This window comes from Stenotrophomonas tumulicola (genome assembly GCF_014117215.1).
Taxonomy (GTDB): domain Bacteria; phylum Pseudomonadota; class Gammaproteobacteria; order Xanthomonadales; family Xanthomonadaceae; genus Stenotrophomonas; species Stenotrophomonas tumulicola.
The window spans coordinates 127,790-142,544 of sequence record NZ_JACGXS010000001.1; the positions used below are offsets into that span (position 1 = coordinate 127,790).

Consider the following 14,755-nt stretch of genomic DNA (forward strand, 5'->3'; position numbering starts at 1 on the left):
ATGCGCCTTGGCCTGAAGCTGTTCCTCGGCTTTTTCCTCATCGTGGGGCTGGCGGCGTTCTTCGTCATGCGCGTATTCGTCGATGAGGTGAAACCGGGCGTGCGCCAGGCGATGGAGTCCACGCTGGTGGATGCAGCCAACGTGCTGGCCGAGATGGCCGCGCCGGACCTGAAGGCCGGCAACCTGACGGGCGGCGGCTTCACCGCCAGCCTGGCGCGTGCCCAGCGACGCGATCCGAAGGCGATGGTCTGGCGCTTCCCGAAACGTGCGCTGGACTACCGGGTGACCGTCACCGACGCCGCAGGCATCGTGGTGTATGACTCGCTGGGCCGCGACATCGGCCGTGACAACTCGCGCTGGAACGATGTCTACCGGACCCTGCGGGGGGAGTACGGTGCGCGCTCCAGTCCGGAGGTGCCCGGGGATGACAGCAACACCGTGATGCACGTGGCGGCCCCGGTGTATGACCCGGCAGACGGGCGGACCTTGATCGGTGTGTTGTCATTGTCCCAGCCCAACCGCAGCATCGATCCGTTCATCGCCGCCAGCCAACGCCAGATCATGCTGCGCGGCGCCTGGTTGATCGGGTTGTCGGCGCTGATCGGGGTGCTGATGACGGCCTGGTTGATGACTGGCGTGCGGCGGTTGAACCGCTATGCGCAGGCGGTCAGCGCCGGTGAGCCGGTGGCGCCGCCGCGTCCGCGCCGTGACGAGATCGGTGACCTCGGCCGCGCGCTGGAGCGCATGCGCCGCAAGCTGGAAGGCAAGGCCTACGTCGAGCAGTACGTACAATCGCTGACGCACGAAATGAAGAGCCCACTGGCAGCGATCCGCGGCGCCGCGGAGCTGCTGCAGGAACCGATGGCCGATGCCGATCGCGCGCGTTTCGCGCGCAGCATCGTCGACCAGCAGCAACGACTGACCTGGACCATCGACAAGCTGCTGGCGCTGGCCGAGGTGGAGCAGCATGGCTGGCTGCAGGCGCGCGAAACGTTGGCCGTCGCTGCGCTGTTCGAGGCCGCGCTGGATGCCGTGCAGCTGCCTGCGCAGGCAGCTGGGATAGGGGTGCAGGCCGAACCCGGGATGGCGTTGGCGGTGGAAGGCGATGGCTACCTGCTGCGGCAGGCGCTGCACAACCTGCTGGACAATGCCATCGACTTCTCCGCCGCAGGGAGCGTCGTACGCCTGGTCGCACGTCGTGCAGGCGACGGCGTGGCGCTGCAGGTGCTCGACCAGGGCGTGGGCATTCCCGAATACGCGCGCGGCAGGGTATTCGAGCGGTTCTATTCGCTTGCGCGGCCTGCAGACGGCAGGCGCAGTTCCGGCCTGGGGCTGCCCTTCGTGCAGGAGGTGGCACGGCTGCATGGCGGTCGCGCCACGGTCGAGCCGGGCCAGGAAGGCGGGACCGTGGCGACGTTGTGGCTGCCGCGGGCCGGCTGACTTCACATTCACTTCAAACCGGGCTCAAACCCCGCACACCGGCGCAGTCCATCCTGCGTTCCTCTCCAATGAGGACGGACGATGAAATCCCTGCACATGCTCCTGCGCTTCGCCATTGTCGGTGGGCTGATCCTGCTGTTGCTGGTGCCCTTGACGTTGATCCGGGGCGTCATCACCGACCGCAGCGCATACCGTGAAGAAGCCTTCCAGCGCGTTGCCGACAGCCGCGCCGGCAGCCAGCAGCTGCTTGGCCCGGTACGCGTGGTGCCCTGGACCGAGCGACGCGATGTGGAGGTGGTCGACAAGGCGGGCAAGACCACCACGGAAGTACAGGTCAGCCAGGGACACTGGCTGCAGATGCCGCAGACCCTGCAGGTGGACGGCACCCTGCTGCCGGACCAGCGCTCGGTCGGATTGTTCAAGGTGCCGGTCTACAGCTGGCAGGGCAGGATCACCGCGACGTTCGCCGTCGACGATCATCCTGCGAAGGCCGGGCGCAGCTATGGCACGCCTTACCTGGCCATCGGGCTGAGCGACGTGCGCGGGCTGGTGGGCACGCCCAACCTGCGCGTGGACGGCAAGGCGCTGCGCCTGCAGCCGGGCGCTGGCGTGGCAAGGGAAATCGGTCGCGGCCTGCATGCGCCGATGGCGGGGTTCGTTGATGCGCGTGGCGGCGTGCTGGCCGCGAGCCGGGTCGAGCTGGAACTGCAGGTTGATGGCAGCCGTTCGCTGGCGGTACTGCCGGTGGGCGATGACAACCGGATCGCGTTGCGCTCCAGCTGGCCGCACCCCTCGTTCTCTGGCGCGTTCCTGCCCAACGAGCGGCGCGTGGATGGGGAGGGTTTCGAAGCGCGCTGGGCGGTGTCTGCGCTGGCGTCGGATGCGCAGCAGCAACTGCGTGCGGGCGATGGTCCGGTCCAGGCCGTGCAGGTCTCGCTGGTGGACCCAGTGGACGTTTACACCCAGGCCGACCGTGCGTCCAAGTATGCAGTGCTGTTCGTGCTGCTGACCTTCACCGGTTTCCTGTTGTTCGAGCTGGTCCGCCAGTTGCGCATCCATCCGCTGCAGTACCTGATGGTCGGCCTGGCGCTGGCGATCTTCTTCCTGTTGCTGATCAGCCTGTCCGAACACATTGCCTTCTGGCAGGCTTACCTGGTCTCGGCGCTGGCGTGCATCGGGCTGCAGGCGGTCTACCTGGCCAACGTGCTTGGCCACTGGAAACGCGGCCTGGGCTTCGCTGCGATGCTGACCGTCCTGTACGGCGCGTTGTACGGATTGCTGGCATCGGAGAACAACGCGCTGTTGATGGGCTCGCTGCTGCTGTTCATGATCCTGGCGCTGGTGATGTGGGTGACGCGCCGGGTGGACTGGTATGCATTGGGCACGGAGGGGCCGCCGGTGTCGCCTGGTGGAGCGGGTCCATGACCCGCTGCCGTTCGGCACCGGTTCTGGCGTCAGGGGGCCCGGCTCCGCTGTACCGGCGGCAGCCGGCCCGTATCGCGGCGCCGTTGCGTGACCTTAGGCATCTGCGACAAGGGATGCCTCACCCTACACTCGAGGATCGATAACGAGCCGTACAGGCCGGGGGACATGCGATGTTGAAGTGGGGTGTGCTGGCGATCGCGCTGGCAGTGGGCAACCAGGCCATGGCGCAGGCATCGGAGCCGATCGACCTGGACATGGTCGGCAAGATCCGCCAGGAAGCGTTCCATCGCTCGCAGGTGATGGATACGTTCAGCCATCTCACCGAAAGCATCGGGCCGCGGCTGACCAATTCGCCGGCGATGGCCCGGGCCAATGCCTGGACGCGTGGCAAGTTCAACGAGTGGGGCCTGGCCAACGTGCATGACGAAGCCTTCGAGGACTTCGGCCGTGGCTGGGAGTTCACCTCGGCCAGCGTGGTCATGCTCGGTGACAGCACGCAGGGCGAACGCGTGCAGCCGCTGCATGCGCTGCCCAAGGCGTGGACCCCGGGCACCAACGGCCCGGTGGAAGGCGAGCTGGTGCAGGTGGACATCAAGAAGCTTGCCGACCTGGAGAACTACAAGGGCAAGCTGCGCGGCAAGATCCTGCTGCTGGGCGAAGCGCGTGAGTACAAGCGTGGCACCGAGCCGGACTCGCATCGCCACGATGCCACGTCGCTGGAGGACCTGCAGGCGTTCACCGTGCCCAAGAGTGCAGCGGAGGACCGGGCCAAGCGGATCAAGGAATATACCGAGCGCCAGGAACTGGCCAAGGCGGTCAACGCGTTCTTCGTCGAAGAGGGCGCGCTGGCGGCGATCAGCATCAGTGGCTGGGACAACGGCATCATCCGCGTCGCCGGTGGCGGCTCGCGCAAGGCAGGTGAGGCGGTGGGCATCCCGGAACTTGCGATGATCTCCGAACACTTCAATCCGCTGGTGCGCGCACTATCCAACAAGCAGCCGGTGCGGTTGCGCGTGGATGTCGCCGCCCGTTTCACCGATGACAGCAACCAGCCCGGTTACAACACGCTGGCCGAGATCCGCGGCAGCGGCAAGGCTGACGAAGTGGTGATGCTTGGTGCCCACATGGACTCCTGGCATACCGGCACCGGCGCGGCTGACAATGCCGCCGGCGTGGCGGTGATGATGGAAGCCATGCGTATCCTCAAGGCCGTCGGTGCCAAGCCCCGGCGCACCATCCGGGTCGCGCTGTGGAGTGGCGAGGAGCAGGGGCTGATCGGTTCGCAGGCCTATGTGGCCAAGCACTTCGCCCAGTTCCCCGAGCCCACCGATCCGGCGCAGCAGGCCTTGCCGGCATCGTTGCGCGAACCGACCGGCGCGCTGGTCAAGCGCCGCGATTACGAGAAGTTCTCGGTCTATTTCAACATGGACAACGGGTCGGGCCGTTTCCGCGGCATCTACGCGCAGGAAAACCTGGCGGCGATGCCGGTGTTCGAGGCGTGGCTGAAGCCGTTCAATGACGTCGGTGCCGGCACCGTGGCCAGCCGCAATACCGGCAGCACCGACCACATCAGCTTCGACCGCGTCGGCCTGCCGGGGTTCCAGTTCATCCAGGACAAGCTGGATTACTTCAGCAACGTGCACCACAGCCACCTGGACACCTGGGACCACGCCGAACCGGAGGACCTGAAGCAGGCCGCTGCCATCGTTGCCTCGTTCGTCTACAACGCCGCCACCCGCGACGACCTGTTCCCGCGCAAAGCCCTGAACGGGGACGGAGGGGGTTAAGTCGCTTTGGCATGATCCAGATGGGAAAGGAGGATGGGGGGATTGCGACTTAATCCCCTCCGTCCCCTTTTGGTAAAATCAGGGGATATCCGTTCCTCGAGCCCCTCATGACCTGCCGCACCCGCTTTGCCCCCAGTCCCACCGGCTACCTGCACATCGGCGGCGCCCGCACTGCGTTGTACTGCTGGCTGGAGGCCCGCCACCGTGGCGGCGAGTTCGTGCTGCGCATCGAGGACACCGACCGTGAGCGCAGCACGCAGGGGGCGATCGACGCGATCCTGCAGGCAATGGACTGGCTGGGCCTGGACTATGACGAGGGCCCGATCTACCAGACCGACCGCGTGGCCCGGTACAAGGAAGTGGCCGAGCAGCTGGTCGCCGCCGGCAAGGCGTATTACGCCTACGAAACCAGGGAAGAGCTCGATGCCATGCGCGAAGCGGCGATGGCCAGGCAGGAGAAGCCGCGTTACAACGGCGCTGCGCGCGAGCAGGGCCTGCCGTACCGCGACGATCCGAACCGCGTCATCCGTTTCAAGAATCCGCTGGAAGGCACCGTGGTATTCGATGACCTGATCAAGGGCAACATCGAGATCGCCAACAGCGAGCTGGATGACATGGTGATCTTCCGTCCGGACGGCTACCCGACCTACAACTTCGCCGTGGTGGTGGACGACTGGGACATGGGCATCACCGAAGTCATCCGCGGCGACGACCATATCAACAACACCCCGCGCCAGATCAACCTGTACGAAGGAATAGGCGCACCGGTGCCGAAGTTCGGGCACATGCCGATGATCCTGGACGAGCAGGGCGCCAAGCTGTCCAAGCGCACCGGCGCGGCCGACGTGATGCAGTACAAGGACGCCGGCTACCTGCCGGAGGCGCTGCTGAGCTACCTGGCCCGCCTGGGCTGGTCGCACGGTGACCAGGAGATCTTCAGCCGCCAGGAGCTGATCGACCTGTTCGACGTGACCAACTGCAATTCCAAGGCCGCGCGACTGGACATGGCCAAGCTCGGCTGGGTCAACCAGCATTTCCTGAAGGCCGGAGACCCGACGGCAATGGCGCCTGCGCTGGTCTACCAGCTGGAAAAACTGGGTGTTGACCTCGATGCCGGCCCGGCCGCAGCGGACGTGGTCATCGCACTGCGTGAACGCGTGCAGACGCTGAAGGAAATGGCCGAGAAAGCGGTGGTCTGGTACCAGCCGCTGGAGAACTATGACGAGGCAGCCGTGGCCAAGCACTTCAAGGCAGGTGCAGAGGTGCCGCTGGGCAAGGCGCGCGAGCTGCTGGCCGCGCTGCCGGAGTGGACCGCCGAGAGCGTGGGCGGGGCCCTGCACGACGCGGCCGCGGCGCTGGAAATCGGCATGGGCAAGGTCGCCCAGCCCCTGCGCGTGGCCATCACCGGCACCCAGGTCAGCCCGGACATCTCGCAGACGGTGTACCTTGCCGGTCGCGAGCAGGCCTTGAAACGCATCGATGTTGCCATCACCAAGGTAGCAGCGGCCTGACCCCGCCCGAACCGGAGAACCCGCATGTCCGCCAAGCACGCCTGTACGGCCCCGCACCACCACGTCCACGATGCATCGGATTTCGTGGGGGTGGTCGAGCGCGTGTGCCGCGAACGCGGGCTGCGCCTGACTCCGATCCGCGCCAACGTGCTCAGGTTGATCGCCGAGGCCGGCAAGCCGGTCAAGGCGTATGAACTGCTGGAGTGGGTGCGCAGCGGCAAGGGCGTGGGCGCCGATGCCCCGCCGACGGTGTATCGCGCGCTGGACTTCCTGATGGCCAACGGCTTCGTGCACAAGCTGGAGTCGGTGAATGCCTTCGTGGCCTGCCACCACCCCAGCAGTGCGGCACATTCGGTGCCGTTCCTGATCTGCAACAGTTGCCACAGTGCGGTGGAACTGGAAGACCGCGAGATCGTCAGCCAGCTGGAGAAGCGTGCCAAGGAACTGGGATTCCAGCCGCAGGCGCAGACCCTGGAAGTCCACGGACTCTGCGCCCGCTGCGCGGGCTGAGTTGGTTTTTCCGGGCGAGGACCTGCCGGGATCGGTAGCGCCGAGCCATGCTCGGCGGCTCTTTGGTGACGGGATCGGATGGTTCCCGCCGAGCATGGCTCGGCGCTACCGCTATTACCGCGCGGCAGCCGGCACCACCGACGTATCCACCTTCGCCACCACCGACATGCCCGGTCGCAGGCGCGCCGCCAGTTCCTGATCGGCGTCGATCGCAATCCGTACCGGCAGGCGCTGCACCACCTTGGTGAAGTTGCCGCTGGCGTTGTCCGGGCGCAGCACGCTGAACTCCGAACCGGTGGCCGGTGCGATCTGCTCGATATGGCCGTGCAGCACCTGCCCCTGGAAAGCATCCACGGCGAAGGTCGCGGGCTGGCCGATGCGCATGTTCCAGGTCTGGCCTTCCTTGAAATTGGCTACCACCCACATCGCTTCGGGCACCAGGAACAGCAGCTGTGATCCGGCGCTGACGTACTGGCCCACGCGCGCGGTGGCCTCGCTGACCTGGCCATCGCGGGGCGCATGGACGGCGGTGTTGGCCAGGTCGATGCGGGCGAGCTCCAGTTGTGCCTGGGCATTTTCCACCTGCGCCTCCAGGCCCTTGCGCGCTACCTGGGTGGAGACCAGCGTTTCGTCGGCGATGCGGATCTGTGCCTGTGCCTGCTGCACCGCTGCCTGCGCTGACGCCTGGGTGGTCCGGAAGCGGTCGCGATCGTTCAGTGCCACCAGCTGTTGCGCGGCCAGTTGTTCATAGCGCTGCAGCTCGCTGCGCGAACGTTGCAGCTCGGACTGGCCGGCGGCCAGGGAGGCCTTGGCCGAGGCGATCTGCGCGCGGTCCTGCGCCTGCGACTGGTCGGAGTTGGCCAATGCCGCCCGCGCGCTGTCCAGTGCGGCCTGCGCCTGCGCCACGCGCTGGGCGTAGATGCGGTCGTCCACCCGAAGCAGCACGTCACCCTGCTTGACGTACTGGAAATCCTTGACCAGCACCTCGGTGATGTAGCCGTTGACCTGGGGTGCCAGCACGGTTATCTGTCCGCGCACATAGGCATTGTCGGTGCTGGCGATGCTGCTGTTGAACGGCCACAGCTGCCAGGCGCGCAGGATCAGCGCGATGCCGATCAGGGCCACGATGATCATCACCACCACGGCGCGGCTGCTCGGCTTCAGGTACTTCGGCACCGCCGCAGGCGCGGGCGCGGCGGGTGGTGCTGCCGGCGGCGGTGTCGGCCCGGCGGCCGCATCGGTGGGCGGTGGCGGATTGACATCCTCGGTGGGATCGGGAACGCGTGGCGGTTGCGGTGGCATGGGCAGGACTCAGCGGGAGGAGGTGGCGGCCGGAGGCGGCTGCGTGGCAGGCAAGGGAGAGGCCGGATGGTGTTTGTGCCACAGCTTCAGCAGTGCAGTGCGGGTGCTCAACAGCAGCAGCCAGCCCAGGAAGCACAGGGCCAGCCACCCGCTGAGGCTGAACACATCATTGAACCCGCGTACGTTCGCTTCGCGTCGCGTGACCTGGGCCAGTTGCGCGGTGCCCTGCGCGCTGCGCAGTACCGGGTCGGTTACCTGCGCTGCATAGAGCTGCTGTTGCAGCCGCAGCCGTTGCGCCACCACCGGATCGGCAGGATCCAGCTGGCTGACCAGCGCGCTGGAATACAGCTGTTCGCGATGCAGCTGGAAGGTGCCCAGCATCGCCGATCCAGCCAGGCCGCCGAGGGTCTGGGTGATCGACAGGGTGACCAGGAAGGTGATGAGGTGGTCCACGCCCTGCTTCAGCGCAGCGGTGATGCCGAGCAGGATCAGTGGACCCATGAACATCCCCGCGCCGACCGACGCCAGGAACTGGCTGGCGTAGAAGTCGTGGGGACGGTCCAGGCTGGTGCGGTTCTGATCGAGAATCGCCGCGCTTCCGAGCAGCAGGATCGCCATCAACAGTTGCGGGATCAGCCGTTTGGGCGAGAAGGTCAGGGCGGTGGCGGCGATGCCGGTGACCACGCCGGCCAGGATCACCGCGAACAACGGCCGCATCTGGTCCGGGCCCATGCCGAGGGTGCGCATCAGGCCGACCACGCCGTAGGATTGTTCGGTGGTCAGGAACCGCAGCAGGAACGCGCCGACCAGGAAGTGCAGCACCGGCAGGCTGGCCAGCCAGCGTGTCTGCAGCAGGGGATTGCGGCGGTAATGCTCGAGTATGAACGCCGTCGTGGCCAGGGCGATCGAGGCCACCAGTGCCCAGCCCAGCCATGGGGTGTCCAGCCACCAGCGCGTGTAGCCCTGTGCCAGCACCACCACCAGCAGGCCCACGGCAGGCGCCAGCAGCAGGAAGGTCAGGAAATCCAGCGGTTCGAAGACTTTGATCTGCACGCCCGGCGGCAGCTTCAACAGCACCACGGCCGCGAACGCGCACAGCGCCAGGCCGCCTTCGAACTGATACAGCAGGTGCCACTGGCCGGTTCCGGTCAGCCCGGGCGACACCAGCCAGGCGATCGGTACCGCCAGCTGGGACAGCCCGACGCCGATCACCAGCATGTTGCCCGTGTAACGTCTCGGTGCCGCCTGCAGCATGTACAGCGTTCCCAGCGTGGTACAGGCCGCACCCGCGAATCCACTGGCGGCGCGCATCATCAGGGTGGTCTCGAAACTGCCCACGGCCAGGTGCAGCAGCGCCAGTACGGCGTACAGGCCCAGCCCGATCTCGGCGAACAGGCGGATGCCGAACTGCTGGCGGAACTTGAAGGCAAGCAGGTTGACGGTGACGTTGACCATGGCATAGGCCGACACCAGCCAACTGCCCTGGGTGGGTGTCAGCCCCAGTTGTCCCTGCAGGAACGGCAGGTTGGCGGTGACCAGCGCGGTGCCAAGGCCGCCGGTGATCGCCACCAGCAACGACACCAGCGCATAGGCCGCGCGCCGATGCGGCGGATGCCACGGCATCGATGCACCACCCGGAATGGTGGGCTTTTCGTGATCCTCCCAGTCCGGGATGGGCTTGAGGTATTGCGACATCACGCCTCCGCGCCGAGATTCCCCTGCAGTCCTCCGCGCAGCAATTGCAACGCGCGGCGCGCCAACACCGCACGTTCGTCGCGGGTCTTGCCGCGCAGGGCTGCCCCCAGCATGCCGGAAATCAGTGAAATATCCGTGGAGGACAGGTCCGGACGGCAAAGGCCGGCGGCGATCGCACGCTGGATCGGGGCCTCCAGCAGCCCGCGGACCGTTTCCCGGGCTACTTTCACCGTGGGGTCGTCGGGGTGCACGGCGCGCCAGTAATCGGCCAGTGCTGGCGAGTCGATGATCCGCCGCGCCATGTCCTGCAGCAGTTCGAACAAGGCATCGTCACGTTCGCCGAGCTCGGCGACGTGGCGGCGGATGCGGTCGACGGTCCGTTGCAGCAGGGCCTCGATGAGTGCAGCGCGGTCCGGGAAATTGCGATACAGCGTCGCCCGCCCGACCTGCGCACGTTCTACCACCAGGTCCAGCGGTGCGGTCACGCCATGTTGGCCGAATACATGGTCGGCGGCGTCGAGGATCAGGGCGCGGCGGGCAGCCGCATCTGCGCGAAGTGAGGTCATCAGGCTATTTTCGGACAAAAATGTCCGTAAGGCGAGCGGCGTCTGCGCCATGCCTGCCGTCGCGTCACAGCGCAGCAGGTTTTGTCCTCAGGGCGTGACGGCGGCGGCAGGCCCCTGCCGGGGTGCCTGTTCGCGGATCGGGAAATGCACCACGGCAGCGATCCACGCCAGCCCGATGTCGAGGTACCACATCACCATGTAGTTGCCGGTGTTGGCCAGTACCACCCCGCCCAGCCAGGCACCGAAGAATCCGCCGATCTGGTGCGACAGCAATGTCAGCCCGAACAGCGTGCCGAGATAGCGCGGCCCGAACAACTTGCCGACCAGGCCGGCTGTCGGTGGCACGGTAGCCAGCCAGGTAAAGCCCAGCGCGGCGGCGAAGACGTAGAAGGTGAGCGCGGTAGGCGGTGCCGCCAGGTACAGGCCGATCATCAGTGCGCGGCTGGCGTACAGCGCTGCCAGCAACAGCTTCATCCGATAGCGCTGCCCCAGGTAGCCCATCATCAGGCTGCCGGCAACGTTGAACAGGCCGATGAGCGCGATGGAAGTGGAAGATACCGTGGGAGACAATCCACACAATGCAATCTCGCCGGGCAAGTGCGTTACCAGAAAGGCGATATGCAGGCCACAGGTGAAGAAGCCCAGGTGCAGGTACCAGTAGCTCGGTTCGCGCAATGCCATGCGCAGTTGCGCCCGCAGCCCATCTTCGCCGCCATCGGTGCTGGGCGCATGGTCGCCGGCGCGACGCCGCAGTGGCCAGGCCAGCGGCAGCGTCAGCAATGACGCCACGGCCATCAGCACCATCGCGCGGGCCCACCCTGCAGTGCTGATGACAACCTGGAGGATGGGCGCGAACACGAACTGCCCCAACGAACCGCCTGCATTGATGAGGCCGGCGGCGAACGAACGCCGCTCGACAGGCAGGCGATGGGCGGTAGCGCCGATAAGCACCGAGAAGCTGCCTGCGCCCGCACCGGCGGCCATCATCAGGCCCAGGCTGAGGCCCAGGCCCCACGCGCCGGGAAGCAGTGGAGAGAGTGCCAGTCCCGCCGCCAACAGCATGCCGCCGGCAACCAGCACCGGCAGCGGACCACGTTGATCGGCGAGGGCGCCGAATACTGGCTGCACTGCGCCCCACACGAACTGGCCGATGGCCAGCGCGAAACTGATGTCGACGATGCTGATGCCGGTGTCGCGGTGGATCGGCTCGACGAACAGGCCGGTGGTCTGGCGCGCGGCCATGGTGATCATCAGGATGCCGGAGGCGGCCAGCAGGATGCCCCAGGGCAGGCGTGGAGTGGGTGCGTTGCTCATCGACCGCACTATATGCCGCTACCGGCGCATCCCGGTAGCGGCGGGTCGTCGGCCGGCAACCAGGCAGGGGAGGAATGACGACCTGCGGTCGCCAGCCCTCCTCATCCGGCGCTGGCTGCCGCGGATCAGAAGTACGCGCGGATGCCGAATGCCACGCCGCGGCCCGGCAGTGGCGAATAATCGCGCAGCAGGGAGGTGTGCGGGCGCACTTCGCGGTTGGTCAGGTTGTTGCCGTCCAGGAACACCTCGTAGCTGTTGCTGTCGGTGCGGTCCCAGCGGTAGGCGAAGTGTGCGTCCACCAGCGTGTAGCCATCGCTCGGCTCCTCGTTCTGTGCGGTGTCCTTCTGGCTGCTGTAGCGCACCGCACCCACCGAGGCGCGCCAGCCGTCCTTCGCCCAGCGCAGGTCGGCGCCAACGCGTGCCGGCGAGATGCGCGGCAGGTAACCGGTGTTGGCCAGTTCAACGGTGTAGTTGTGCGCGTGGTCACCATGCGGCACGGCGATGTCGACGCTGCGGCTGCCGCTTCCATCCAGCTCGGCCTTGACGTAATCGCCAAACACGCGCAGGTCCCAGTCGCCAGCCTTGCCCTCGAACAGATGCACCAGCGCCTCGGCTTCCGCGCCCTTGAAGGTGGCGTCCTGCTGCGCCCACAGCCGCACCGGCAGGCTTTCCACCACCCCGGTGTCGGCCAGGTAGATGAAGTCCTTGAACTTGGTCTGGTAGATCGACGCGGAGAAGTCCACGCGCTCGCTGTGGGTATGGATGCCCAGTTCGATGCGCTGGCCGCGCTCGGTCTTCAGGCTGGCGTCGCCCAGTTCGATCGAACGCGTGGCGATGTGCGCGCCTGCCGCGTAGAGCTCTTCGTTGGTCGGTGCGCGTTCGGAACTGTCCACGCCGAACCGCAGGTCCACGCCGTCGGTAAGCTTCCAGATACCGGCTGCCGACAGGTTGGTGGCATCGAACTTGCGGCGCTGGTAATCACCGGTCGGGTCGAGCTTGACCTGGTCGTGGCGTGCACCGAGTTCCAGCTTGAACGGACCGAACTGCTTCTCCTGCAGCACGAACAGGCCCAGGTTTTCGGTGCCGGTATCAGGCACGAAGGCTTCTTCGCCCTTTGCACCGAAATCACTGTTGCCGAACTGCAGGCCGAAGGCGCCGTTCCAACCGGCGACTTCGTTCTGCACCGCTTCCAGGCGGCCTTCGATGCCGCGGTTGGTGAAGCGGGTGGCCGGCGTGCCGGCTTCCAGTTCGGTGTGCTCGTAATCGGTATAGCCGGCGCGCAGGGTGATGTTCTTCAGGAACGAGACCGGATCGTAGATGCCGCCCTTGAACTCGAACCGGTTCTGCACCATGTCGATCCGCACGTCGTGCTCGTCGCCTTCTTCCTCTTCTTCGCCGTGATCATGGTCGTGGTCATGATCATCTCCGTCGGCATGCACGTGCGCGCCATTGGGGATGCCGTAGTTGGTACGGTAGGTGCTGGCGGACAGGCCGAAGTAGCCGCCATCGCCGAGCCAGGTGGCGCCGGCGCCACCGGCGCGGGTACGGATGGAGCTGTTGTCCAGGCGTCCGCGACGCGGCTCGTCGGCGTCGTCGCCGGCGTGGTCATGGTCGTGATCTTCCAGTGCATCGACCACCGCATAGCCGGGAATGCGGTAGTCATCGCCATTGCGCACCAGGCCGTCCACGTGCAGTACCCAGTTGCCGTTGACGCCATCCAGCCGGAACATGCCGCTGCGCTCGTCGTTGACGCTGTTGCCACGCACTTCGGCGCGACCGCTCAGCGGGCGATCCGGCAGTTCGCTGGCAATGCGGCCATCGACCACGTTGACCGCACCGCCGATCGCACCGCTGCCGAACAGCAGGGTCGCCGGGCCCTTGAGGACTTCGATCTGATCGGCCAGGAATGGCTCGATGCTGGTGGCGTGGTCGGCGCTGACCGTGGAGGCGTCCATGTTGCCGATGCCGTTGGACAGCACCTGCACGCGAGGACCTTCCTGGCCGCGGATGATCGGCCGGCCCACGCCGGGGCCGAAGTACGTGCTCTGCACGCCGGGCAGCTTGGCCACGGTGTCGCCCAGCGTGCCGGCCTTCGCTTCGTCCAGGCGCTCACCGGACAGGACCTCGACCGGGCGCGCCAAGGATTCGGCGTCGCCCTGCAGTGGCGAGGCGGTGACCGTTACCTGCGAGAGTTCGGTCAAGTGACGGTCGCGCGGCGAAGACGCATCGTCGGCCAATGCGATGCCCGGCACGAGGGCGGCAGCGAGTGCCAGGGCGAGGGCGTGCGGGCGGGGGAAGCGGGCAGGAGTCATGAGGGGTCCAATGGATTGTTATAACGTATCAATATAAGGCCGCACGAATCCCATCGATGAACAGTGGGAGAGAGGCACTGACGGAAACAGGCCGTGCGGGTACGGTAGGGATGTTATATTATTCCATAACGCTTCGCCGACCCTGCTGGAAGTCATGCCCCTGATCCATCGCCTCCGCCATCTCCTGGACCGTTTTGGTGCCACCGGCTCATTGCTGTGCGCCGTGCACTGTGCGGTGATCCCCGTGGTACTGGCGGCCGCGCCGTCGCTGGGCCTGTCGGTGTGGTTGGGCGACGGTGTCGAGCAGGCGCTGGTGGTGTTCGTGACGCTGCTTGGACTGTTCAGCCTGGTATGGGGGTACCGTCGGCATGGTGCCTTGCGCGCGCTGGCATTCCTGATTCCGGGCCTGGTCGCACTGTGGACCGGGGTGCTGTACGACCCGTTGCACCACGACCCGGTGCCGCATGCGGTTGTAATGACCCTGGGCGGGCTGCTGGTGGGCGTTGCCCATCTGGTCAACCTGCGCCTCAACCACGGCCACGTACACGACGCCAGCTGCGCGCATTGAAGCCGTCGTGGTAGGCTTTCTGATCGTGCGCGGGGGCGTCCAGCAAGGCGGCCCCGCCGAACCCGTGCCAGCACGGGGTAACCAGAATCAACATAGCTTAGGAGTTCAAGACATGGGTAAGGGTGACCGCAAGACCGCCAAGGGCAAGCGCTACAACGCCAGCTACGGCAATGCCCGCTCGCATACCGTGAGCAAGGTCGCCGTCGGCGCCGCTGCTCCGGTCGCCAAGAAGACCGTGGCCAAGGCCCCGGCAAAGAAGGCCGTTGCCAAGAAGGCCGTCGCCAAGGCCAGCTGATCGCAGGCCGGCGGCAGACGAAGAACGCGG

At 66.5% G+C, this 14,755-nt stretch carries 12 protein-coding genes; 7 read left to right on the forward strand and 5 right to left on the reverse strand.

What is annotated here, in order from left to right; all coding sequences use genetic code 11:
• The 5 genes from creC (at nucleotide 1) to H4O11_RS00535 (ending at nucleotide 6,673) form a co-directional block, all read left to right on the forward strand.
• Entirely contained in the window at nucleotides 1–1,440 is a 1,440-nt protein-coding gene (creC, locus tag H4O11_RS00515) for a two-component system sensor histidine kinase CreC (RefSeq protein ID WP_182337473.1), read from the forward strand.
• Nucleotides 1,441–1,521: 81 nt separating this feature from the next.
• Entirely contained in the window at nucleotides 1,522–2,865 is a 1,344-nt protein-coding gene (gene creD, locus H4O11_RS00520) for a cell envelope integrity protein CreD (protein WP_182337474.1), read from the forward strand.
• Between the two features lie 170 nt (nucleotides 2,866–3,035).
• A complete protein-coding gene (locus H4O11_RS00525) occupies nucleotides 3,036–4,652 on the forward strand; it encodes a M20/M25/M40 family metallo-hydrolase (protein WP_182337475.1) in 1,617 nt (538 codons plus the stop codon).
• Nucleotides 4,653–4,759: 107 nt separating this feature from the next.
• The gene (gene gltX, locus H4O11_RS00530; protein ID WP_182337476.1) at nucleotides 4,760–6,163 is read left to right on the forward strand and encodes a glutamate--tRNA ligase; all 1,404 of its coding nucleotides are present in this window, start codon (nucleotides 4,760–4,762) and stop codon (nucleotides 6,161–6,163) included.
• A gap of 24 nt (nucleotides 6,164–6,187) precedes the next feature.
• Nucleotides 6,188–6,673, forward strand: a complete 486-nt coding sequence (locus H4O11_RS00535; RefSeq protein WP_042612667.1) for a Fur family transcriptional regulator — start codon at nucleotides 6,188–6,190, stop codon at nucleotides 6,671–6,673.
• A 114-nt stretch (nucleotides 6,674–6,787) separates the two neighbouring features.
• Here the strand turns inward: H4O11_RS00535 and H4O11_RS00540 are convergent, their stop codons facing one another.
• From H4O11_RS00540 to H4O11_RS00560, 5 genes are all read right to left on the reverse strand, one after another.
• Nucleotides 6,788–7,975 carry an HlyD family secretion protein gene (locus H4O11_RS00540; protein WP_182337477.1) on the reverse strand — a complete coding sequence of 396 codons (1,188 nt, stop codon included), beginning with the start codon at nucleotides 7,973–7,975 and terminating at the stop codon, nucleotides 6,788–6,790.
• 9 nt (nucleotides 7,976–7,984) lie between these two features.
• Complete coding sequence (locus H4O11_RS00545) at nucleotides 7,985–9,673, reverse strand: MFS transporter (RefSeq protein ID WP_182337478.1); 1,689 nt, start codon at nucleotides 9,671–9,673, stop codon at nucleotides 7,985–7,987.
• Nucleotides 9,670–10,236 (reverse strand): TetR/AcrR family transcriptional regulator, encoded by a 567-nt coding sequence (locus H4O11_RS00550; RefSeq protein ID WP_182337479.1) that lies wholly within the window; start codon nucleotides 10,234–10,236, stop codon nucleotides 9,670–9,672. The genes H4O11_RS00545 and H4O11_RS00550 overlap by 4 nt, the downstream gene beginning before the upstream one ends.
• Nucleotides 10,237–10,323: 87 nt before the next feature.
• Nucleotides 10,324–11,550, reverse strand: coding sequence for an MFS transporter (locus H4O11_RS00555; RefSeq protein WP_182337480.1), 1,227 nt, complete (start codon nucleotides 11,548–11,550; stop codon nucleotides 10,324–10,326).
• Nucleotides 11,551–11,675: 125 nt separating this feature from the next.
• Nucleotides 11,676–13,862: a TonB-dependent receptor gene (locus tag H4O11_RS00560; RefSeq protein WP_182337481.1), complete on the reverse strand. Its 2,187-nt coding sequence runs from the start codon at nucleotides 13,860–13,862 to the stop codon at nucleotides 11,676–11,678.
• A gap of 154 nt (nucleotides 13,863–14,016) precedes the next feature.
• Between H4O11_RS00560 and H4O11_RS00565 the strand changes: the two genes are divergently transcribed.
• Both H4O11_RS00565 and H4O11_RS19480 read left to right on the forward strand, forming a co-directional pair.
• Entirely contained in the window at nucleotides 14,017–14,430 is a 414-nt protein-coding gene (locus H4O11_RS00565; protein ID WP_182337482.1) for a MerC domain-containing protein, read from the forward strand.
• Between the two features lie 64 nt (nucleotides 14,431–14,494).
• Nucleotides 14,495–14,725: a 30S ribosomal protein THX gene (locus tag H4O11_RS19480; protein ID WP_343042775.1), complete on the forward strand. Its 231-nt coding sequence runs from the start codon at nucleotides 14,495–14,497 to the stop codon at nucleotides 14,723–14,725.
• The last annotated feature ends 30 nt before the right edge of the window (nucleotides 14,726–14,755 follow it).

Bases quoted from the DNA above. Each gene is read 5' to 3' on its own strand.
- creC (WP_182337473.1), top strand. From the start codon at position 1: ATGCGCCTTGGCCTGAAGCTGTTCCTCGGCTTTTTCCTCATCGTGGGG.
- creD (WP_182337474.1), top strand. From the start codon at position 1,522: ATGAAATCCCTGCACATGCTCCTGCGCTTCGCCATTGTCGGTGGGCTG.
- H4O11_RS00525 (WP_182337475.1), top strand. From the start codon at position 3,036: ATGTTGAAGTGGGGTGTGCTGGCGATCGCGCTGGCAGTGGGCAACCAG.
- gltX (WP_182337476.1), top strand. From the start codon at position 4,760: ATGACCTGCCGCACCCGCTTTGCCCCCAGTCCCACCGGCTACCTGCAC.
- H4O11_RS00535 (WP_042612667.1), top strand. From the start codon at position 6,188: ATGTCCGCCAAGCACGCCTGTACGGCCCCGCACCACCACGTCCACGAT.
- H4O11_RS00540 (WP_182337477.1), bottom strand. From the start codon at position 7,975: ATGCCACCGCAACCGCCACGCGTTCCCGATCCCACCGAGGATGTCAAT.
- H4O11_RS00550 (WP_182337479.1), bottom strand. From the start codon at position 10,236: ATGACCTCACTTCGCGCAGATGCGGCTGCCCGCCGCGCCCTGATCCTC.
- H4O11_RS00555 (WP_182337480.1), bottom strand. From the start codon at position 11,550: ATGAGCAACGCACCCACTCCACGCCTGCCCTGGGGCATCCTGCTGGCC.
- H4O11_RS00560 (WP_182337481.1), bottom strand. From the start codon at position 13,862: ATGACTCCTGCCCGCTTCCCCCGCCCGCACGCCCTCGCCCTGGCACTC.
- H4O11_RS00565 (WP_182337482.1), top strand. From the start codon at position 14,017: ATGCCCCTGATCCATCGCCTCCGCCATCTCCTGGACCGTTTTGGTGCC.